This window comes from uncultured Campylobacter sp., assembly GCF_938018035.1.
Taxonomy (GTDB): Bacteria; Campylobacterota; Campylobacteria; order Campylobacterales; family Campylobacteraceae; genus Campylobacter_B.
Genome location: NZ_CALIJF010000045.1, coordinates 1 through 20,069 on the forward strand (window position 1 = coordinate 1; position 20,069 = coordinate 20,069).

Annotated in this window: 24 protein-coding genes and 1 pseudogene; 18 read left to right on the forward strand and 7 right to left on the reverse strand. The window is 50.1% G+C overall.

The features are described 5' to 3' along the window. The 9 genes and pseudogenes from Q0257_RS01390 to Q0257_RS01430 form a co-directional block, all read left to right on the forward strand. The coding region (locus Q0257_RS01390; RefSeq protein WP_298020617.1) for a hypothetical protein at positions 1-734 on the forward strand (734 nt) is incomplete at its 5' end. Continuing rightward, the gene (gmk, locus tag Q0257_RS01395) at positions 734-1,348 is read left to right on the forward strand and encodes a guanylate kinase (RefSeq protein ID WP_298020620.1); all 615 of its coding nucleotides are present in this window, start codon (positions 734-736) and stop codon (positions 1,346-1,348) included. The genes Q0257_RS01390 and gmk, both read left to right, overlap by 1 nt. Positions 1,349-1,358: 10 nt before the next feature. Further along, positions 1,359-1,574, forward strand: a complete 216-nt coding sequence (gene tatA, locus Q0257_RS01400; RefSeq protein WP_298020623.1) for a twin-arginine translocase TatA/TatE family subunit — start codon at positions 1,359-1,361, stop codon at positions 1,572-1,574. A 5-nt stretch (positions 1,575-1,579) separates the two neighbouring features. Beyond that, positions 1,580-3,376, forward strand: a complete 1,797-nt coding sequence (gene argS / locus Q0257_RS01405) for an arginine--tRNA ligase (protein WP_298020626.1) — start codon at positions 1,580-1,582, stop codon at positions 3,374-3,376. 135 nt (positions 3,377-3,511) lie between these two features. Beyond that, positions 3,512-4,105, forward strand: a complete 594-nt coding sequence (locus Q0257_RS01410) for a tetratricopeptide repeat protein (protein WP_298020629.1) — start codon at positions 3,512-3,514, stop codon at positions 4,103-4,105. Next, positions 4,078-4,314, forward strand: a pseudogene (locus tag Q0257_RS01415) (tetratricopeptide repeat protein); the annotation flags it as partial. The gene Q0257_RS01410 and the pseudogene Q0257_RS01415, both read left to right, overlap by 28 nt. Positions 4,315-4,508: 194 nt before the next feature. Further along, a complete protein-coding gene (locus tag Q0257_RS01420) occupies positions 4,509-5,291 on the forward strand; it encodes a tetratricopeptide repeat protein (protein WP_298020632.1) in 783 nt (260 codons plus the stop codon). A gap of 482 nt (positions 5,292-5,773) precedes the next feature. Beyond that, positions 5,774-6,202 (forward strand): hypothetical protein, encoded by a 429-nt coding sequence (locus Q0257_RS01425; RefSeq protein WP_298020635.1) that lies wholly within the window; start codon positions 5,774-5,776, stop codon positions 6,200-6,202. 144 nt (positions 6,203-6,346) lie between these two features. Further along, entirely contained in the window at positions 6,347-7,327 is a 981-nt protein-coding gene (locus Q0257_RS01430; RefSeq protein ID WP_298020638.1) for a DUF3137 domain-containing protein, read from the forward strand. Positions 7,328-7,408: 81 nt separating this feature from the next. Here the strand turns inward: Q0257_RS01430 and Q0257_RS01435 are convergent, their stop codons facing one another. The 6 genes from Q0257_RS01435 to Q0257_RS01460 all read right to left on the reverse strand — a co-directional run bounded on the left by Q0257_RS01435 (position 7,409) and on the right by Q0257_RS01460 (position 10,792). Next, positions 7,409-7,678: a hypothetical protein gene (locus Q0257_RS01435; RefSeq protein ID WP_298020641.1), complete on the reverse strand. Its 270-nt coding sequence runs from the start codon at positions 7,676-7,678 to the stop codon at positions 7,409-7,411. A 10-nt stretch (positions 7,679-7,688) separates the two neighbouring features. Further along, entirely contained in the window at positions 7,689-7,850 is a 162-nt protein-coding gene (locus tag Q0257_RS01440; protein ID WP_298020644.1) for a hypothetical protein, read from the reverse strand. A 12-nt stretch (positions 7,851-7,862) separates the two neighbouring features. After that, the gene (locus Q0257_RS01445; protein ID WP_298020647.1) at positions 7,863-8,507 is read right to left on the reverse strand and encodes a DUF4299 family protein; all 645 of its coding nucleotides are present in this window, start codon (positions 8,505-8,507) and stop codon (positions 7,863-7,865) included. Continuing rightward, on the reverse strand, positions 8,437-8,793 hold the full coding sequence (locus Q0257_RS01450; protein WP_298020650.1) for a DUF4299 family protein: 357 nt from the start codon (positions 8,791-8,793) through the stop codon (positions 8,437-8,439). The genes Q0257_RS01445 and Q0257_RS01450 overlap by 71 nt, the downstream gene beginning before the upstream one ends. Positions 8,794-8,936: 143 nt before the next feature. Then, entirely contained in the window at positions 8,937-9,746 is an 810-nt protein-coding gene (locus tag Q0257_RS01455) for an SMI1/KNR4 family protein (protein ID WP_298020652.1), read from the reverse strand. Positions 9,747-10,072: 326 nt separating this feature from the next. Then, a complete protein-coding gene (locus Q0257_RS01460) occupies positions 10,073-10,792 on the reverse strand; it encodes a DUF1963 domain-containing protein (RefSeq protein WP_298020655.1) in 720 nt (239 codons plus the stop codon). 256 nt (positions 10,793-11,048) lie between these two features. Here Q0257_RS01460 and Q0257_RS01465 point away from each other — a divergent pair, with 256 nt between their 5' ends. Both Q0257_RS01465 and Q0257_RS01470 read left to right on the forward strand, forming a co-directional pair. After that, positions 11,049-11,687, forward strand: a complete 639-nt coding sequence (locus Q0257_RS01465; protein WP_298020658.1) for a hypothetical protein — start codon at positions 11,049-11,051, stop codon at positions 11,685-11,687. Between the two features lie 154 nt (positions 11,688-11,841). Continuing rightward, positions 11,842-11,973: a hypothetical protein gene (locus tag Q0257_RS01470; protein WP_298020660.1), complete on the forward strand. Its 132-nt coding sequence runs from the start codon at positions 11,842-11,844 to the stop codon at positions 11,971-11,973. Positions 11,974-12,386: 413 nt separating this feature from the next. On the opposite strand, the gene proC is transcribed toward Q0257_RS01470, so the two are convergent. Continuing rightward, positions 12,387-13,343 carry a pyrroline-5-carboxylate reductase gene (gene proC, locus Q0257_RS01475; RefSeq protein WP_298020663.1) on the reverse strand — a complete coding sequence of 319 codons (957 nt, stop codon included), beginning with the start codon at positions 13,341-13,343 and terminating at the stop codon, positions 12,387-12,389. Between the two features lie 136 nt (positions 13,344-13,479). Between proC and ilvC the strand changes: the two genes are divergently transcribed. The 7 genes from ilvC (at position 13,480) to Q0257_RS01510 (ending at position 20,006) form a co-directional block, all read left to right on the forward strand. Further along, complete coding sequence (gene ilvC, locus Q0257_RS01480; RefSeq protein ID WP_298020666.1) at positions 13,480-14,502, forward strand: ketol-acid reductoisomerase; 1,023 nt, start codon at positions 13,480-13,482, stop codon at positions 14,500-14,502. Between the two features lie 13 nt (positions 14,503-14,515). After that, entirely contained in the window at positions 14,516-15,703 is a 1,188-nt protein-coding gene (locus tag Q0257_RS01485) for a divergent polysaccharide deacetylase family protein (protein WP_298020669.1), read from the forward strand. Next, positions 15,687-16,475 (forward strand): DNA-processing protein DprA, encoded by a 789-nt coding sequence (locus tag Q0257_RS01490; RefSeq protein ID WP_298020672.1) that lies wholly within the window; start codon positions 15,687-15,689, stop codon positions 16,473-16,475. The genes Q0257_RS01485 and Q0257_RS01490 overlap by 17 nt, the downstream gene beginning before the upstream one ends. A 508-nt stretch (positions 16,476-16,983) precedes the next feature. Then, complete coding sequence (locus tag Q0257_RS01495; protein ID WP_298020675.1) at positions 16,984-17,196, forward strand: hypothetical protein; 213 nt, start codon at positions 16,984-16,986, stop codon at positions 17,194-17,196. A 117-nt stretch (positions 17,197-17,313) separates the two neighbouring features. Beyond that, positions 17,314-17,706 (forward strand): Holliday junction resolvase RuvX, encoded by a 393-nt coding sequence (gene ruvX, locus Q0257_RS01500; protein ID WP_298020678.1) that lies wholly within the window; start codon positions 17,314-17,316, stop codon positions 17,704-17,706. Between the two features lie 444 nt (positions 17,707-18,150). After that, entirely contained in the window at positions 18,151-18,528 is a 378-nt protein-coding gene (locus tag Q0257_RS01505; protein ID WP_298020681.1) for an EthD domain-containing protein, read from the forward strand. Between the two features lie 791 nt (positions 18,529-19,319). Beyond that, the gene (locus Q0257_RS01510) at positions 19,320-20,006 is read left to right on the forward strand and encodes a tetratricopeptide repeat protein (RefSeq protein ID WP_298020684.1); all 687 of its coding nucleotides are present in this window, start codon (positions 19,320-19,322) and stop codon (positions 20,004-20,006) included. Positions 20,007-20,069: the final 63 nt, after the last annotated feature.

Here is a 20,069-nt window from a genome sequence, read left to right on the forward strand (position 1 = left end):
AAAATCTTTATAACGCCGTTCCGTTTCAAAGCATGGAATTTACCGGTGGACTTGCACAGAATACGCCTATGTCTGCTCATAATGAAACATGGAATTCAATTGGCGCAAATTTCGCAGCTTCTGCAAATTCTAGCAATACCGGGACTACAAATTCCACTCCTGCGCCAAATTTTTCGGAGCTAAACTTGCCGCACATATTAGATGCCTCAGATTTACCGAAGCAAAGAGAACAAGCTGATAGCGTTGCCGGTGGGTTTGCGGACGGATTTTTGCGCGCCATGGAGGGCGATTTTGCAAACTCGTTTGCCACAAGCTCCGCAGATAGCGAGCAATTTAAATCCGGCAAGCCCGCAAAGAGCGCCGCGCAGCAGATAAAATTTAATGCTTCAAAGCCTTCGGAGCGCACAGAATTTAAAGCGTATAAATTCGGCGCGTCCGAGCAGGCAAATGAGATAAAATTTGGCGTGCAGTCTACGCCGAATGAGCTTGCCGCTTCGGCTGCGGCGGAGTTTGCCAGCCTTATGGCAAGCGAGTTAGAGCCTAGCGCCAAAAGCGAGCCACTGCGTAACGAGCACGGTAAAAAACCGAGCGCAGAGGAGCTGAAAACCAAATTGCGCGATGATCTAGAAGCGGGCATCGCAAACACGATCGAGAAATTTGCGGGCAATAAGGACGCTAAAGACGCGCTGAAGGACTTTAAGATCAATATTGACATATCGTTTGGAGATAGATAGTGAAAGGCAAAATTTTGCTCGTCTCCGGTCCCAGCGGCAGCGGCAAAAGCACGCTTATAAAGCGTCTTATCGCAGAATTTGGCGAGCAGATATACTTCTCGATCTCCTCTACGACGCGCGAAATGCGTGCGGGTGAAGCGGATGGTGTGAATTATCATTTCATAAGCGAGAGCGAGTTTCGCGCAGGTATTGAGCGCGGGGAGTTTTTAGAGTGGGCGTTGGTCCACGGCAAATACTACGGTACTTCGCTAAAAGCCGCTACGAGCGAGCTTGAGCGGGGTAAGATCGTGATTTTTGACATCGATGTGCAAGGATATGAGATCGTGCGTAGCAAAGTGCCTAAAAGCGAGCTTACTAGCGTATTTATTACTACGCCGAGCTTGTCGGAGCTTAGAGATAGGTTGCGCGCTCGCGGCGATAATGATCCCGCCGATATTGCTTTACGCCTGCAAAACGCGCAAGAGGAGATGGAGCGCCTAGGCGAGTATGATTATTTCATAATAAACGACCGCCTGGAAGCGGCGTATGAAAATTTAAGATCAATCTACAAAACTATCAAACTAGAAACGGCGAGCCGCAACATAGGCAAGCTAATCGAAATTTGGAAAATTTAAAGGAGAAAAAATGGGTTCTATGAGTATTGGACACTGGCTGATTGTTTTGATCGTTGTTGTGTTGCTGTTCGGAGCGAAAAAAATCCCGGAGCTTGCAAAGGGTCTAGGACAGGGCATAAAGACTTTCAAAAAAGAGATGGAAGAGGACGACGAACCGCAAAAGGTCGAGAAAAAGATGGAGCAAGAGGTTAAAGACGCCGAGATTAGCGACAATAAAAAGGCGTAAGGGATTTGAAAAATTTAGTCTTAAACGAAATTTTTAAAATTTTATCTCGCGAAGTCGTTTTAGGAAAACCCAAAGATAAAAGCTTGGCCCATTACGCCTCGCCCGAGGCTTTTGCGCTGGCTAAAGAGCTGCGAAAGGCGCCTAAGCTTATCGCCGAGGAGCTTGCGGCTAAATTTAAAGACAGCGAAATTCTAAGCGCGACGGCAGTGAACGGCTATCTAAATTTTCATATAAAGCCCGCCGTGTTGGGCGCTCTTGCTAAAAATGCTCTTAGCTTGGGCGGCGATTTTGCGAAAAACGACGCGAAACTCGGAGACGGAATTTTATCGGATTCGGAAAAGCTTTGCGCGAGCGAGCCTGCTAGCAAAGGTTGCGCTGCAAATCTGGCTGCGAGCGGCAATGACGCCGCTAAATCGCAGAATTCCGACGCTAGGCAAAATTTTATTTCGCAGAATTCCGAAGAGGCGAGAAATTCCCTCGCAGCATCAAATTGCGATGAGTCGCGGAATTCCACCGCTATGCCGCAAAAAATTCTGCTCGAATACATCAGCGCTAATCCTACAGGTCCGCTTCATATCGGGCACGTGCGCGGCGCCGTTTACGGCGATACGTTCGCGCGCATCGGAGGCTATCTTGGGCACCGCGTCGATACCGAGTACTACATCAACGACGCGGGCAATCAGATCGAGCTTTTGGGCACTTCGATCGCGCTTCGTGCGCGTGAGCTCGCGGGCGAGGACGTGAGCTACCCCGAGAAATACTACCGCGGCGAGTATATCGACGAGATCATCCCTCTTGCACGCGCCCAATTCGGCGATGAAATTTTCCGCGACGAATCGCGGATCTTGCAGCTTGCGGAGTTTGCTAAGGACGAAGTGCTAAAGATCATCCAAAAAGATCTCGCAGACGCGGGCATCCATATCCAAAACTGGGCTAGCGAAAAGAGCCTCTACGGCGAGCTTGAGCCTACGATTAAGAAGCTTGAGCGTAGCGGCAAGATGTATGAGCAGGAGAGCAAAATTTGGATCCGCTCATCGCAGCTCGGCGACGAAAAGGATCGTGTCGTCATCCGCGAGGATGCGCGCCCGACCTATCTTGCGGGCGACATCGTCTATCACAACAACAAATTTGAGCGCGGATATGAGCGCTGCATCAACATCTGGGGAGCCGATCACCACGGCTACATCGCGCGTCTAAAGGCTGCCGTGCATTTTCTGGGCTATGACGAAAGCAGGCTCGAGATCATCCTAATGCAGATGGTAAATTTGCTCAAAGACGGGCAGACCTACAAGATGAGCAAGCGCGCGGGCAATGCGATTTTGATGAGCGACGTGCTCGCTGCGATCGGCAGGGACGCGATGCGATTTATCTTCATCAGCAAAAAGGGCGAGACGCCGCTTGAGTTCGACGTGGACGAGCTCGCGCGCGAGGACAGCAGCAATCCGATCTTTTACATCAACTACGCTCACGCGCGGGTCAATCAAATTTTTACCAAAGCGGGCAAGCGCGAGGCGGACGTCCTAAGCGCGGACTTCGGCACGCTGGATGAAGCGGGGCTCGGTCTAGCTTTTGCGGCGCTTGGCTTGAATGAAATTTTAAACGACGCATTTAATTCGCGCGGCTTGCAGAAGCTGCCCGATTTCCTAAAGGCGCTCGCGGCGGACTTTCACAAATACTACAACGAAAACCGCGTCGTAGGCAGCGAGAACGAGGATGCTAAGCTCAAGCTGTTCGCGCTCGTAGCGCTCAGTATCCGTACGGCGTTTGCTCTGATGGGTCTAAACGCGAAAGAGAAAATGTAGGCTCATATCGGTTTATTTTATATTAATTTCACTCAAATCGTGTTTTGATACGAAATTTCCGTTTATATTTTCTGCAAAAAGCATAAAGTTGCTGGCAAATTTTAACGTATATGAGTGATAATTTAAGGATTAGATATGAGAAAGACAATTAGCATCGTAGCCCTTGTTATTGCGGTTTGCGTTTTAATTAAAATTCTTTTTCCTACGCCGATTTTATCGTTAAAATGCCATTTCGACGATAATAAAAGCTGCGTGGAGCTAGGGCGAGATAAACAATCAAGAGGTGATTATGAAAGCTCAAAGAGAATATTCGCAAAAGCGTGTGGTTTAGGAGATATTGATAGCTGCTTTGAAGTAGGTATCTTGTATGATAACGGCGATAAAGTAGATGCTATAAAAGCAAGCGAATTTTATTTAAAAGCATGCGAGAAAAGCAAAGCAGTAAGTTGCCACAAGTTAGGAAATTTATACCAAAAAGGCCTCCTAGAGAAGGATTATAAAAAAGCGGTAAAATTTTATGAAAAAGCATGCGATTTAGGCTATGGTAAAAGTTGCCACAACGGTGGAAGTGTATACTTTATGGGCGGCTTTGGACTAGAAGCAGATCATAAAAAGGCATTTGGTTTTTTTAAAAAAGGATGCGAGCATGACATCCCGATAGCTGCTATAACGTCGCATTTTCATATCAGCAAGGCGACGGGACGCAGAGGGACTATGATAAAGCTATAGAATTTTACACGAAAGCTTGTGATTTAGGCTTTTCCTATGCTTGCGGTAATCTCGGAGTTTTGTATGTTGGCGGTAGTCAGAATGTAGAGCAAGATCTCCGCAAGGCGTTAGACTATTTTGTGAGGGCTTGCGACTTAGGGAATGAAAAAATTTGTGAAAAGCTTCAATGGATAAAAGACACGATTTCAATAGATCAACCGCAAAATTAATTTTACTTCATCATTGGCATAAAATACGGTTGAGCAGGTTGATATACTTTAAATTTAATGCGCTAAACTTTACGAGTCGGCTTGAACTGTGGCGCTTGTTGGTGTGGTTTAAATTTTAACGTCTTGCTTGCAATAAACTGTAGGTTCGCTGGTGCGTTATTTAAAATTTGTGCATCGACGCAAAAAGGATAGATATGAGAAAGATCATCGACATAGCGGCGCTTTCTATCGCCGTTTGCGTCTTGGTTATGGTGCTTTTTTTGCCGTCGCCCGTTTTATCGTTTAAGTGCTACCGCGGCGATGGCGTAAGCTGCGCGCAGCTGGGGCGCGACAAGCTCTCCCGCGGAGATTACGATGGCGCCAAGCTCGCTTTTGCCAAGGCTTGCGAGGCGGGCGAGAAAGATAGCTGCTTTGATTTGGGTGCCCTATACGATGGCGAGGGCAATGCGACGCAAGCGGGCGTATTTTATACCGCAGCGTGCGATAAAAACGTCGCCATAGCCTGCCACAAGCTAGGCAACCTATATCAGCGAGGGCGCCTGAGTAGGGACTTCGCCGCGGCAGCTCGGCACTATATCAAGGCTTGCGATTTGGGCTACGCCAAGAGCTGTCACAATGCGGGCGTAGTCTATTTCACGGGCGGTTTTGGGCTCGCGGCGGATCCGGCAAAGGCGGTGAGCTTTTTCGAGCGAGGTTGTGACGGTGGGCTAGTGGATAGCTGCTATAATGCCGGCGTTGCGTATGATAAGGGTCTCGGCGCGCCGCAGGATCGAGACAAGGCGGAGAAGCTTTACACCAAATCCTGCGAGCTGGGCTACGGCGATGCCTGCAATAATTTAGGCTATTTGTATGTGAACAAGGGGGATTTGCGCGGATTTTCCAAGGGGCTCGGATGCGTCAAAAAGGGTTGCGACGCGGGCAATAAAAAATCCTGCCAGCTCTACGAATTCATGAAAAACCAAATTTTAAAGAAGTAGGCGCTTGGTTGCCCGGCGCACATTTGCCGATTTGCACTGCCTGCCGTGCACGCCGCCTGTTTTGTATTGCTCGCCGTGCACCGTCCGTCGCAAGGCGTCTGTCGTGCTACCTGCCTTGCATCGTCTATCTACGCTACTCGTCGCGCGGTATCGGTTTTTTCGATGGGCTTGCCTGCGATATTGCCGCGGCGGATTTATGAGTTTTTACAGCGCACGGAATTTCGCCGCGATTTTGCGACGTGCAAAATTCGGCGAGGCGCAGATAGCCCATGCATGCGATTAGCCAAATTTAGCGGCGGAGCTTTACTTGAAATTCTATCGCTATGAAATTTTAAGGCTTAGCTCTAAATTCAGGACTTGCAGAATCTCAACTTTAAAAATTTTATGGACGGCGCTGCAAGCAAGGCAAATTTTAGATTTTAAAATTTTACGGCGCGGAATTTAGCGCGGAAGCAAAGCGCGAAGCTGTTTGAGGAGACAAGTTGGAATATGAGATCGCGGGCGAGGTTCGAAATCTCCGCGTCCACGCTGCAAGAGGAAATAGCAAAATTTGGGTATTTTTCGAGATAGACGGCGTGAAGCTGCGCGGCGAGTTTAACGATATCCCCGTGGAGGAGGGCGAGCTTGCGCGCGCGTATTTCATCCGCGGAGGATACGCAGGCAGCTACGTAGTTACGAGAGTTCAGGTAGCGCGCAAACCAAGCCCTTTGCGCCGCAAGCTGGGGATCGCGACCGCCGTGTGCATGCTTGGCTTCGGCGCGGCGCTGTGGATTGTAGGCTTTGGGATTTTAAACGTCGGCGGGAGGGGCTCGCTAATTAATTTTGTCTGTATTGCCGCGGCAGGATTTGGGGTGCTAAAAGAGGGCGCGGGCAATCTTAAAATGTGGCTAAATCAGCGCATGTCCGAGTAGATCGCCGCCGCGGCGTAAATTTAATAGACTTATAAATTCGCCGAATAAAATTTACTCACGCCCGCCGTATCTTTGCGACATAAATTTTGCTAAAATTCGCTCCGAGCGCAAAACCCGCCGCGCAAATTTAGAAAAAGGCAAAATTTGAACATAAACGAAGCCATAGTTGCCACCGCAAAAAAGCAAAAAGAGTGCCGGCTAGCATTTGCAAAGTATCTGTTTTTGGGAATTTTATTTATAATAGTGCTGCCCGTGGGCGGCGGGTTTGCTGTAGGGCGTCTTTTTGAAAATCGCCTTGCACCGCTATTTTTCATCATTATCTATATTCCGTTTTTTCTCTCCGCGCTAATGGCTAATGCAAGCCGAGTGACCAGCGAGCTGGGGGATTACAAAGCGTTTTATAAAGACGTTTTCGCCCGCGCCGCCATCCGCGATGTTGGTCCAAATTTTAACTACGATCCGTTTGCCGGCATCAGCCGTAAAGAATTTCGCAAAATCGGCATCTATTCGCCAGGTGAGTTTCGCGCAGAAGATCAAATCAGCGGCATTTATAACGGCGTCAAATTTAGCCTCAGCGAAGCGATCCGCATCCCAAACGGCGCGACGCTGGAAATCGGCGACTCGGCGGCGCTAAATTTGCTATCCGCGATAGTTTTTGCTTGGTCGACGATGAAGGATATGCAGGCATTTAGCGGCTCGGTCTTGGTCTGCGAGTTTTACAAAAAATTTAGCGGGCAAACGATAGTCGCGAGCCGCACGCTAAACACCAGATTTTTAGGCGAAAAAGAGCAGATGGACGACATGTTTTTTAGCAAAGAATTTCGGGTCTTTGCGGACGATAAGGTTGAGGCGAGGTATCTTTTGACGCCCGCGTTTATGCAGCGCCTGCGAGAGCTAAAGGAAAAATTTGCGGGGAAAATGGGGCTGAGCGCGGCGTTTATGGACGATAAGCTTTATCTATTTTTAAACGGAGCGAAAAATAAGTTTGAAACCACGCTCTTTTCGCCGCTGCCGAGCTTAGAGGACGCCGCGGAGATTAAAAATGAAGTTTTGGAGCTTTTATCGATAATAGATGAGCTAAGCTTGAACCCGGATTTAAGTGGAGCGGCGATTTTGGCTGATTAACGCGCGCTGCTATTTATCGGCTAAAATTTACTTGCGCTGCAGCTAGGATCGCCGCTATTCTCCGCTGCCGACCGAGATCCGCTACGGCTTGGATCGCTCATTTTCGCTACCGACCGGGGCGCGCTTAAGTAGCTCCTGTTCGCGAGCGAATAATCTACAAAATTTCTCCCAGTCGTGCAGATAGACGAGCCTATGCTCTTTACCACTTTCGTCAATGTATATGCCCTGCGTCGAGCCAAGACTCATCTTTTGCCAGTAGCCGAAAAACGGCAATGCCTCAATGTCCTCTTGCAGTACGCCCCGCATCATGCCGTTATCGTAAATTTTTAGATCGTAGTAGGTCCTTTTCATTTTAACCTTTCTAAATTTTACCGCGACGAAATTTTATCGTAGTGGAATTCTTAAATTTGCATCGCGATAAAATTCTGTCTTTTAGAATTTTGCCCGCCGCGAAATTTACCGCGAATTCCGCGACTTTAAATTTTGCGGCGTCAATCCTCGATAAAATTCTGTAGAATTTCACCGCAAGTAAAATTTAGCCCGCCAGCGCCTTTAGCTGATTGACGTTTAGCCCGTCAACCAAAATATAGCTCACATCGATGAAGCGGTAGTTTCGCTTCGGCAGCCGCGCGATAAACTCGCCGTATTCCAGCTCGGCGATTGCATGGTAGTTATCGGCGTCGTTTTCGTCGCCCTCTATGCCTATGAGCGCGATCTGCCAGCGCGCTACGTCGTTATTTTTCAGCATCTCAGCGTTTTGCCACTCCACAAACGGCTTGTAAGGCAGGATAGTGGGCAGGTCCTGCGTGAGCGCGTATGAGCCCATTATCGTGCCGTCATCTCCATTTCGGTAAAACCTCTGGTGCGCGCTGTAAGCGTCGAGATATTGCACCTCGGTCAGCCGCTTACTAAACTCAGCGGTGGGGTTATACGAGGCTAAAATTTCATCCATCATCGCGCGGTTTATCGCAAAAGGCCTCTGCACCCCGTAGCAAAAATTTACCTCCGTATCGCCGCTTAAGTGTTGATCTATCGAATGCAGCCCCGCCGCTATATCGCGCTCGTAGTCGAATTGCTCTATCCTGTCGTGAGTGTAAATTTCGCCGTTTTCATCCGTGATCTCGCCCCCCCAGCTGCTTAGATAGCGCCTGCAGATACGATATCGCCAAAACCCAATCAAAGACCGTCGCGGGCGTATTTACGCGCACGGCGTAGCTTTGCTGCTCCTCGTCGTAACTAACCTCCATCCCGCGCCCGCTCTTGCCCCGCACGCCCAAAATCAAACACTCATACTCGCTCAAAAGCGATTTTAAAAACGCCCTTTCGTCAAAGTCCTCGGCGCTCTCGTCTATGCCAAATACCGATAGATCGGGCAGCAGATCCAATGCCTTGCTAACGCTCATAGCGTCCGAATACCCCATAAATAGCGGTCGCTTTTTGTTTTTGACGCGGAATTCTACGCTCATCGTTTTCTCCTTATTGAAACGGCAAATTTATAGCGAAATTTTACCCGACGCGGCGAGCTAAATTTGCGCTCGCAAGCCCGCGCTGACGATTACGCGAATGCGCACTACAGCCGACACAAATCTACACTCCCAATCGCAAAAGCTTACGCGCCGATCGCGTCTTTTAGGCTCTGTGCGCACAAGTCCGCATCCTTAAACTCGCGCAAAATTTCATCCATCAGCTCCTCTTTGAAAACGTCAAGTATCATCGCGCTGCCGTCCAGCTCAACATAGCGTAGGGCGGGTTCGCTGAAGTTTTTAAGCTCTTTAAACCGCCGCTCGCCCCGCCTGGCAAATCCGAGCCGAACCTCGTTCGGACTAAGGCTCAGCACGCCGCCATCGCGAGCGAAATTATACACGCTAAAGCCGTAAAGCTGCGGATCGGCGGCTCTTGCGCGCACGCCTAAAATTTCCTCTAGCCGCGCCTTCGTGCCGTCCAGATCGAGCCCCGTTTGTAGCGCGATCTTGCCGTCGCTATCAAGCTTCAAAAGCGCTAAAAACGAAGCGAAATTCTGCGCGATGATGCTTTGCTCGTCGCATTCGACATCGATGTAGGCGACCGCAGGCTCCTCGCTGGCGCGGTAGTCCAGGCACAGATACCAATGTCCGTCGCCGCTGAATGGCACCAGCCCGTTAAGCTCGAAGCTCACGCACTCGCGCTCCTCGCCCCAGCTAAAGCGCGTAAGCGACGGATACGCCTCGCCGATGCCGCTGATGGCGTCTAGCGGGTAGCCCTCTAGCTCGTAGCGCAGGTAGCCACCGTTTTGCACGCCCAGCATCATGACTAGCTCGCGCGGTAGGGTGCGTCCTAGCTCCTCTTCCGCGGCCCTCAGCACCTCCGGCGTGAGCGGATCTTGTAGATAGGGCAGGTAGATAGGCTTGCGCCAGATGTTTGCAAGCTCGTTTGCGTTCATTTTCGCTCCTTTAAATTTACGGGTTAAAATTTCAAGCGCGTCTTAAATTTTAAGCTCAAAGCCGAAATCTTGGGCTATAAAATTTTAAAATTTTGCGGCGCCGAATTTTTCACAGCCCGCTCGCTGTATTCGGCTCGCCTGCATCTATACGGCTCGTCTTTCGGTGGCTTAAATTTAATCTAGATCGGACGCGCCGCCGTTTAAATTTAATCCGCACCGAGCGGGCTCAAAGCCGCACGCCGATAAAATTCATCGTAAATTTATGCGGCCCAGGCATTTATTTAAAGCGGCGGAATTTTGCGGGCGAGCTAAAGCCTTTCGCGCGCCTAATCGAAATCATAATACAGGCTCCACGCGCCGTTTTGCGGGTTTTTAGCAAACATCAAGCTGCCGCCGTCAATGACGTTAAAGCCCGCCTTTTCGTCGCTTGAGATCTGAAAAACGAACTGATAGCCCTCGCCGAAGCTCACTCCCGACTGGCAAAAGGAGGGATAGCCGCCGAATTTCGTGCAGTTATAAAACTCCAAGGCGATGTCGTCGTAATACTCGAGCCCCTCCGTCTCCTCAAGACGCAAAATTTCATCTATGGCGTCCGCATCCAGCCCGCCGCCGTCCCAAACGGGCGTATCGTCCGCGGCAAATTTTGGCTGCAAAGGAAAGGATCTTATCTGCGAGCGCGGATTTGCAAGCTCCTTTATGACGAGCTCGCCCTCGTTTTTATACTCGCGGATCGCCCACAGACCGTCCATATCCTCATCAAATTTGCCGATGAGATCCTGTGAGATAAAGACCGTAAGCAGCTTGACGCCGTCCAAGACCTGCGGCACGTGGGGTAGCGCGGGCAGGTAAAACTGCGCCAGAGGAAGCATTGGCACGCCGTTTTGATCCGTAGGCAGCTCCTCGTCCGCCGCGTAAGCGAGCACGCGACCGATCCAGCACTCATCGATCGCGCCTCGCGGCCTCACTCCGCCCGTCTGAAAATAGGTGATTTCGCGCGCGATCTTGCGCTGCAGCTCCTTAATCTTTTCTTGCAGATCCGTTTGCATTTGCGTCCTTTTCGGTTGGAATTTTAGCGCTTTTGTGAAATTATAACGTAAATTTTACCCGCCGCCGCGAGCTAAATTTGCGCTTGCCGTTTGCGATGGCTTGCGTATTTTGCGCACGCCCGCACGCCTATTTTGTGCTCGTGCGTCGCGAGCGCGGACTTTCGGTGCCAAACTTGCGAAAAGTAAGCTTAAAGCTTTTTGAGAGTAAAATTTAAACAGACCCACGTAGGCGGTAAATTTAATCAAAGGAGCGAAAATGACGAAAGATCAGTGCTGCGTTTTAAAGCATTTGACGGCGGGCGAAACGGAGGGTTTTGAAAAGATAGGCGAGCTTGGTGACGGCGAGTTTTTGGACGCGCTTATCGCAAAAGGGCTCGTGCGGGTGCTTGACTGGGCGGGCGAGGATAGCACGGGCGATGTGGGTAAATTTATCAGCTCTAGGCTTGATGCGCTGCAAAGCAGCGTGGCTCTAGAGTGCGATAAAATTTACGCAGGGCTCGAAAAAGAGGCGGAAAAAGAGGATTTTAAGCGCGGCGACGCGAGCCTATTTTTGATGAACGAGTTTCAAAAGGCGCTGAAGAAGAGCGATTTTAGGCTCTTTACTTTGGATCTTCATAGCGACGCTTATTATCTGCTCGTCGCGCACAAGAACGCCGAGCGGGATTTTAAGAAAATGGCAAAGCGAGAGGAGCCGTTTTGGGATATCGCGCCGTGGGGCAAGCGCCGCAAAAGGCAGATCCTTTACGTCATAAACTGCGAGTGCGGCGAGATGTCAGCGTGGCAGCTGGACGCGGACGAGCCCTCTCCTAGGGACGAGGTTTGCGAGGTCTGCGGGCGGGTGCTTTTCGACGCTGAAGGCAATGCGATGCAGCCTTTGGAAAAGGAATTTATCTGATCTTGTTTATCGCGACTTTGCGTGCGAAGTTTCGGTTGGATGAAAGTCAAATTTTATTGTGCAGCTCGGCAGGATTTGGCGCACAGGTTTGGTTTGTAGCTCGGCGGCGAAACGCGGTTTAAATTTAAGGCTCGCTCGGGCGGCGGAATATGTTTTGATGTGGCTCACTCTGGTAGTAAAATACGCTTCGGCGCGGCTTATTTGGTTTTCTATTCACGCGAGCGATGAAATTTTGCAGCTTGCGTTTGTATCTCGCAAGACCGCAGCGCAGGACGCACTATTTTAGCGTTTGCGTTCTTGGCTTGATTTTTTATCCAGCAAGTTCGCAGTCGCGGGCGCATCTACTATGCTGCGTTAAATTTTGATTTTAATGGTTGTGGACGTAGGCTCGCGCCGCTAAAAATCAAAATTTTGCCCTGCCGTGGGCGCTAAATTTACAATCTCTAAATTTAAAATTTTAAGCGTAAATTTTGATCTAAAATTTCTAAAGTCGCTAAATTTTAAAATTTAAATGCAATGCGGGTTTGGCGGCTTGTTCGCCATAGAGCTCGTAAATTCCGCCGCTGCAGAAATGGCGAACTCATTCGATTTAAAAATAAGACAAAATTTTAGCTAGAGCGTCCGCACAAAATCCCAATGTTAGCGCGCCCTTAAACGCGCCGTATTTGAAATCCGAAACTGGCGAGGTGCAGCAAAAGCCTAACAGCGAGCTTTGGCGATGCACGCCTCGATCGCCGCCATCACCGCTGCGCGAAACCCAGCCGCCTCCAGTGCCGCGAGCCCCTCTATCGTCGTGCCCGCAGGCGAACAGACGGCGTCTTTGAGCTCCGATGGGCGCTTGCCGCTTTGTAGCAGACGCGCCGTGCCCTCTACCGCCGCCGCTACCGCGTCGTAGCATAGCGCCCGTGGCAGTCCGCCCCGCACGCCCGCATCCGCCGCAGCCTCGATAAAGGCGCACACATACGCAGGCAGACTCCCTGCGATCCCAGTAAATGCGGCAAAACCAGCCTCGTCTATCTCGTAGAATTTGCCGATTTTGGCGGCTAGAGCTCGCACGATCTCCTGACTGGCCTCATCAAAATACTCGCCGTAGCACAACGCCGTAGCCGATGCGCCGATACCTGCAGCGACGTTTGGCATCGCGCGGGCCACGAAAACGTCCGCACCTACGATATTTTGGGCGCACTCCAGCTTGAAATTCGGCGCCAAAAGAAGCAGGATTTTGCCCGCGAGCTCGGGCGCGATCAGGCGCAAAATCCCCTCGTAGCTGGCGGGCTTGGTCGCGAGCACGATAATATCCGCTTCGTGCGCCAGTTGCGTCTCGTCTTGTAAAATTTGCACGCCGTAGCGCTTGCGTAAGGTTTCGTTTTTGCTTCTAGCATAAGCTAGGACTTGAAGCTTCGTATCGGAGGCAGGCTGCGCGCAGGCGGAATCACGCTCGCGGCTCGTAAAATTCTGATCTAAATTTGCGGAATTCTGCCCGCAAGCCGCAAAGCTTTGGGTATCGGGCATAAAATTCCGCCCGTCGTGCGCGAAATTTTCTTTATACTCTGAAAAATTTTCTCCGCTCGCCGCGCAATCTCGTCCGCCGGCTCCGCAAAGTGCCGCGATCATCGCCTCGCCCATATTTCCGCCGCCGATAAAGCCCACTTTCATTTTCGCTCCTTCAAAGCTAAATTATGCCTCAATGATAGCTCAAAATTTCTTTATCCGCCCTTGCGGCGCGCGGTTTATCTGCATAAAAGCAAATTTTAGCTACAATCTCGCCTGAATTTTTAAAAAAGGATGCGTTATGGCAATAAATGTTTTTTACGACAAAGATTGCGATTTGGGTTTGATTAAGGCTAAAAAGGTCGCTATGATCGGCTTTGGCTCGCAGGGACACGCTCACGCCGAAAATTTGCGAGATAGCGGCGTAGAAGTCATCGTGGGTCTTAAAAAGGGCGGCGCGAGCTGGAGCAAGGCCGAGGCGAAGGGTTTTAAAGTAATGAGCGTCGGCGAGGCTACGAAGGCAGCTGATCTTGTGATGATCCTAACGCCCGATGAGTTTCAAAGCGACATTTTTAAAGCGGAGATCGAGCCGAGCTTAAGCGAGGGCAACGCGATCGCGTTCGCGCACGGCTTTAATATCCACTTCGGACAGATCGTCCCTCCAAAGGGCATCGACTGCATTATGATCGCTCCGAAAGCCCCTGGCCACACGGTCCGCAACGAGTTTGTAAGCGGCGGCGGCGTGCCGATGCTGATCGCCGTTTCGCAAAACGAAAGCGGCAGAGCCAAAGAGCTTGCTCTAAGCTATGCAAGCGCGATCGGCGGCGGCCGCACCGGCATCATCGAAACGACCTTTAAAGCAGAGACCGAGACCGATCTTTTCGGCGAGCAAGCTGTGCTTTGCGGCGGACTTTGCGCGCTCATTAACGCAGGCTTTGAGACCCTCGTCGAGGCTGGATATGAGCCTGAAATGGCGTATTTTGAGTGCCAGCACGAGATGAAGCTGATCGTGGATCTCATCTATCAAGGCGGCATGGCAGATATGCGCTACTCGATCTCAAACACCGCAGAATACGGCGATTACGTAAGCGGCAACCGCGTCGTAAACGAAAGCAGCAAAGCGGCGATGAAAGAGGTGCTAAAGGAGATCCAAAACGGTAAATTTGCAAAAGACTTCATCCTTGAGCGCAAAGCTGGCTACGTGCGAATGAACGCCGAGCGCAACATCACGGCAAATAGCTTGCTTACCAAAACCGGCGAGAAGCTTCGCGCGATGATGCCGTGGATCGCCAAGGGTAAGCTCATAAACAAAGATAAAAACTGATTTCGGATGAGCTTTGGCTAATACAAATCCATGCGGGCGTCGCAAAAAGCGCCCGATCAATTATATAGCGATCGCCTTTGTCGTAATCTTATGCTTTTTAAGCGGTGCGGTTACCTACGCGGTTTTGGATCTCGTATTTTCGGGCAATAAAGCCGCGTTGCAGCAAAGCTCGCGCAAACAAGCCTCCGAAAGCCCTTCCGATTCTCGCGGTAAAAAGCCTCGTTTAAGCGCTGCGGAGAAGGAAGCGCTGATTCAAAAGGAGCTTGATAAGATCGCCGAGCAAAACATAACCGCGCCGAAGCTTCCCGTAGAGCCTGCCTCGCAAAATTCCGCAAAACAAAATTCTACAAACGACAATTCTCAAAATTCCGCAAATTCTATCGCTTCCGTAAATTCCGCTGTAAATTCGGCAAATGACGGATCGGACGTAAATTTTACCGCAGTAAATTCCGCGCCAGAAAATTCCATAAATTCTACCGCACAAAGCCGTGCTTCTGGCAACTCGGACGATCTTTCTAAATCGCCGCGCAAGGCCTTGCCCGCAGGTTCTCGCGCAAAGCTAGCGATCATCATCGACGACGTAGGCACCGACGAGCAGGCGCAAAAGCTCATTGCTCTGCCCGTGCGCGTGACGCCGTCCATCTTCCCACCCGAGTATCAGCGCAAGGACACGAGCTCGCTCGCTCGCGGCTTTGAGCATTACGCGATCCACCTACCGATGGAGGCAAGCTCTGCCAAAAATAACTCCGCGACGCTGCGAGCTTCGGATAATTATGAGAAGCTGCGCGGCGTCATAGCCAAGCTGCGCGCGGACTTTCCGAACGCTAAATTTATAAACAACCACACCGGTTCTAAATTTACCGCCGACGAGCGCGCGATGCAAAACCTGCTGCGCGCGATGAACGAGCATGGATTTTTATTTATCGACTCGCGCACGAGCCCCGCTACCAAGGCTAAGGCGGCGATGAATGGGCTCGGTATGCGATACGTGCATCGCGACGTGTTTTTAGATAATCAAAATAGCGTCGCCGCGGTGCGTAAAAAGCTGCGCGAAGCCGTGACGCTTGCTAAAAAACAGGGTTACGCCATCGCCATCGGCCATCCCAAAAGCTCCACTTTGCGCGCGCTTGCAAACAGCGCCGACATCCTAGGCGAGGTCGATTTGGTCTATTTGGACGAAATTTATGAGTACTACGAGTGAGCTCGGTTTTAAAATTCCAAGCCTAGCAAGGCTCGGTGCGAGCGAGCCCGCGCAGCTGTATTTTAGGGGCGAGCCGGCGATGTTACAAAAGCGCCGCATCTCGATCGTGGGCTCGCGCAAGATGAGCGTTTATAGCAAAAATTTGATCCTGCGGCTTGCGCGCGCTTTGAGCGATGCGGACTTTTGCGTCGTAAGCGGCGCGGCGATCGGCTGCGACATAGCCGCGCACGAAGGGGCGTTTCCAAACACGATCGCGGTTTTTGGAAACGGCCTTGATCAAATTTATCCCGCGCAAAACGCCGCCATGATCGGCAAAATTTACGAGCGCAGCCTCGCGCTTAGCGAGTATGAGGACGGCGTGAGCGCGCGCGGATTTCAGTTTTTGCAGCGCAACCGCATCGTCGTGGCGCTGTCCGAAGCGCTCGTAGTCGCTCAAGCCGAGCCCCGCAGCGGCTCGCTGCAAAGCGCGCGCCTGGCCCGCGAGATGGGCGTGCCCGTTTACGTACTACCGCACCGAATGGGCGAGAGCGCAGGCACGAACGATCTGCTCGCAAAATCTCAGGCGCGGCTGATTGCGGATTTTGGCGAGTTCGTGGCTTCTTTGGCTCCGCAGACGCCGCAAAACACTGAGCGCGCGCAGGATGAGGTGATGGAATTTTTAGCGCTAAATTCCGATCTGCAAGCGGCGATCGAGCGCTTCGGCGATAAAATTTACGAATACGAGCTTGAAGGCAGGATCGAAATTTTAGGCGCAAAGATAGTGGCAAAGTAGCCGGCGGCGGGCGCTTGCTTGCCGTGGTTTGATCGGCGCGCTCGCCGGTACGGTCTGTTTGCACGGCGCGTAGTCTGCGCAGCCGATGTTTAAATTTAGAAAAAGGCGGCTCGGTAAAATTTTACCTTACGCAAGTAGCACTTGAGCTTAAAACAAATCCGCGCGGCTTGTTTTTGTGCAGCGTCGCTTGCCTCCGCTTGCGGTAATGATCGGTTTGCGAATGCCTCTCGCGATCTATAAATGCTTTGCGGCGCAGAATTTAAGCGTTAAAATGCATGAAATTTTCTGAAATAGCGTTTAAATGTTTGTTTGCCTATCGTGCTAAATTTTTGCGGGTAAATTTGGCTGCGGATTTCAGCGCGAGTGTGGTAGGCTGAATTTGTCGCAAGAGAAAATTTTGGTCACGGCGGCAAAATTTTACGAGTTATAAAGCGTAGGGGCTTGTATCTGCTCCGTCGCGTGAGTGCGGGTTTGCTTTAAAATTTTGATTTTGTGTGGGGTGGGTTGATTGAACGTCCGGCACCTGCACGGCAGGATTTATGCCCGCCGTGAGTTTGGGTGTCGCTTACGTGCAGCTCACGCGGACTCAGTGCGGATGTACCTGCCAGGTGCGGCGATCGAAATTTTAAAATTTGAAGCTCGTGGTACGCTAAATTTAATAGCTCGCAAGCGGCGCGAGCGGGTGAAATTTATTATGCCTATTTTGTATGAAATTTCATAAAATTCCACGGTGGAATTCTGCGATGAAATTTAGCTATGAAATTTCGATCGCGAAATTTCCGCGATAGAATTTTAATGGCGTAATTCTGCGAAATTTGATATTAGTAAAGGATGAAATTTGATAGTTGCGATCGATCTTGGGCTTAAACGTATCGGCGTGGCGGCGGCACCGGATGATAAGACGCCGCTTCCGTGCGAGCCGATCCTGCGCAAAAACCGTATCCAAGCCGCGCGCGAGCTAAGCGAGCTGCTGCGCGAAAAGGGCGCCAGCGTGCTAGTGCTGGGCGTGCCGCGCGGCGGGGCGAGCGAGGAGGAGATGAGCAGGCGCATACGCCACTTCGCCTCGCTGCTGGATTTTGACGGCGAGATAAAATTTCAAGACGAGAGCTTTTCGAGCGCCGAAGCGGCGGAGTTTGCGAGCAAAGGGACTAAAGGCGGCGGCAAGGATCCGCGCTTTGATAGCATCGCTGCAACGATAATTTTGCAGAGGTTTTTGGCGAGTAAGGGCTAGGCGCGTGTGCAGCAACGCAATTTACACGCGGCGACGCAAGAGAGAATTGCCATTCGTCTGTTTTGCCGATCACTTAATGCTTGCAAAATTTTATCTTGCCCGCCTAAACGGACGGAATTTATGCGCGTCAAAAGTCGGTAAAATTTTCATCGTCTGCTAAAGCTCGGCAGAATTTTGATTTGCCCGCAAAGAGTCTGCGGAATTTATTTCGGAGCATCCGTAAATGACGCTTTAGGCGGTTAAACCGAGCGCGAGATTGACGGCGGTTTGAGCTTTAAGTAGTGAGGCTTATGCATTTTGGGATCTGTGCTCGCGCGCACGGCTGCTATTTAAATTCTCGCAAAGCCTATTTAGACGCAAAGAACACTAAGCAAAATTGCAAAAACGCGGATGCATCATAGAATAGGGCGCAAATTTGCGATAAATTTCATTTAGGGAGCGGTTATGTTTAAGATCACGATGTTAGTAAAAAGGGCGCCGAACATCACGCAGCAGGAGTTTTTGGCGCACTGGGCGGCGCATTCGCAAAAGGTTTTGGCTAATCAAAAGGCACTAAATATCGTCCGCTATGCAAAAACCATGCCCGTTTTCCCCGAGGGGCAAAGCACCAAGCGCGAGACGGCGGCGTTTGGCTACGACGCGATGGGCGAGCTATGGTATGAGAGCGTGCAAGCGTTTGCGGATGCGCGAAACAGCGAGGTAGGGCGAGCGGTGCTAGCGGAGCTGATGGCGGATGAGGCGAGGTTTTGCGATATGAAAAACTCCGTGATGTGGTTCGGCGAGGAGGAGGTTGTGATAGAGTTCGGCTCTAAAGAAGCGTAAATTTAAAGACCGAGAGGATAAAATTTCATGGATCGTGTAAGCGGCGAAAAGCGGGAATTTATCGCTCATGACCGATACGCTTTTTTGGCATACAGCGCGCGGAATCGCGGCAAATATAGTGCTCATGGATGATGTGTGGGTGCAGCATACACATATGAAATTTACGTACGCGATACAGATACTGCGCAGTCTTGATTATTTTAAGACTCACCATATCTAAGTGGCGTGGATCTAAGAAGCCTGGGTATCGGAGCAAAAAATGCCTAAAGACGTATTATGCTTGCGATTTTGGCATAGAAAAACCTATTTCTAAGATAAAATTTAAAGGGTAGTGGCATAAAATTTTTTAAAATTTTTAAGCAGCAATGCGAAATTTTCAAAAGTTTTCTAGGGCGTGGCAAGATGCTTGTCGCGGGCTTGGTATGCAACAAAATATTTTACGCATTAGATTGTCGCCCTGATAAATTACCATTGTAGAGTCCGTAGGTGTTTCAGACCTCAGGATTAAATGCTTTATTATAAATACTGCAGGCGCCGTGGATGCCGCATAGACGTGCGAGTAAAAAAGTGGGGCAGCCAGCCATAAAAACAATCTTGCAATTAAAATTTTAATTTGTCTTTTTGAAATTCCGCTCAAAGTTCCGTTTAGAATTTTATTCAAAAATTTTGCTTGGGATTTTGATAGGAATTTTGCAGGAATTTCGCCGGAAATTTCACAGCTATTATCAAAAATTAAAATTTTATCCCTCGCTTTTTGCTATAATTATTTTTAAAATTTAAAAGGAGCAAAAATGAAAATTTTAGCGTCGATTGCCGCGCTAATCGTAGCAGCCTACTTGCTCGCGCAGATATTTTTCCCGCAGGGGGTCTCGTTTGTCGGATGTGGCGTCGGTAGGGCTAATTCGTGCGAAGACTACGGAGCATATTTGCTTGAGGAGCGCGATTATGAGGCAGCAAAAAAGCCATTTGAAAAAGCTTGTGAAGCGGGGCTAGAAAATAGCTGTGCTATCGCGGGGGATTTATATTACGACGAGCAAAATTTATATAAAACTACGAAAGATAAGGGCAAGTCCGCGCGGTTTTATTCCAAAGCGTGCGAGCTGGGAGCCGCCAAAGCTTGCTACAACACCGCGATAATCTCTTATAAAAATGCGGATAAGAAAAATACATTTGCGTTTTTTGCCAAATCATGCGATTTGGGATTAGGCGAGGGCTGCTTAAATGCTGCGGTCGCTAGCTACGAAGAAAAAGATTATCAGGGCGCTCTTAAGTTTTTCCTCAAATCTTGCGATGCCGCTTTGGCAGAGGGATGCCAAAGGGTTGGGCTAGCGTATTCAAAGAAGGAATTTGGCGAGCCGGATCTGGATAAGGCGATGATCTACTACGACAAGGCCTGCAAGCTGGGAGCGGAGTTTAGCTGCAATGTAGTAGCCGCGATGAATAAAATAAATGCAAGCGAGGCTAATGCTACTAAATAGATGGCAGGGCTAGCTAGATGATAATACGGTGAGATCGAAATTAGCGTAGAAATTTTGCGGAGC

Coding starts and splice junctions, on each gene's coding strand:
- tatA (WP_298020623.1), top strand. CDS start 1,359: ATGGGTTCTATGAGTATTGGACACTGGCTGATTGTTTTGATCGTTGTT.
- Q0257_RS01410 (WP_298020629.1), top strand. CDS start 3,512: ATGAGAAAGACAATTAGCATCGTAGCCCTTGTTATTGCGGTTTGCGTT.
- Q0257_RS01420 (WP_298020632.1), top strand. CDS start 4,509: ATGAGAAAGATCATCGACATAGCGGCGCTTTCTATCGCCGTTTGCGTC.
- Q0257_RS01435 (WP_298020641.1), bottom strand. CDS start 7,678: ATGAAAAGGACCTACTACGATCTAAAAATTTACGATAACGGCATGATG.
- Q0257_RS01450 (WP_298020650.1), bottom strand. CDS start 8,793: ATGAGCGTAGAATTCCGCGTCAAAAACAAAAAGCGACCGCTATTTATG.
- Q0257_RS01455 (WP_298020652.1), bottom strand. CDS start 9,746: ATGAACGCAAACGAGCTTGCAAACATCTGGCGCAAGCCTATCTACCTG.
- Q0257_RS01460 (WP_298020655.1), bottom strand. CDS start 10,792: ATGCAAACGGATCTGCAAGAAAAGATTAAGGAGCTGCAGCGCAAGATC.
- Q0257_RS01465 (WP_298020658.1), top strand. CDS start 11,049: ATGACGAAAGATCAGTGCTGCGTTTTAAAGCATTTGACGGCGGGCGAA.
- proC (WP_298020663.1), bottom strand. CDS start 13,343: ATGAAAGTGGGCTTTATCGGCGGCGGAAATATGGGCGAGGCGATGATC.
- ilvC (WP_298020666.1), top strand. CDS start 13,480: ATGGCAATAAATGTTTTTTACGACAAAGATTGCGATTTGGGTTTGATT.
- Q0257_RS01490 (WP_298020672.1), top strand. CDS start 15,687: ATGAGTACTACGAGTGAGCTCGGTTTTAAAATTCCAAGCCTAGCAAGG.
- Q0257_RS01505 (WP_298020681.1), top strand. CDS start 18,151: ATGTTTAAGATCACGATGTTAGTAAAAAGGGCGCCGAACATCACGCAG.
- Q0257_RS01510 (WP_298020684.1), top strand. CDS start 19,320: ATGAAAATTTTAGCGTCGATTGCCGCGCTAATCGTAGCAGCCTACTTG.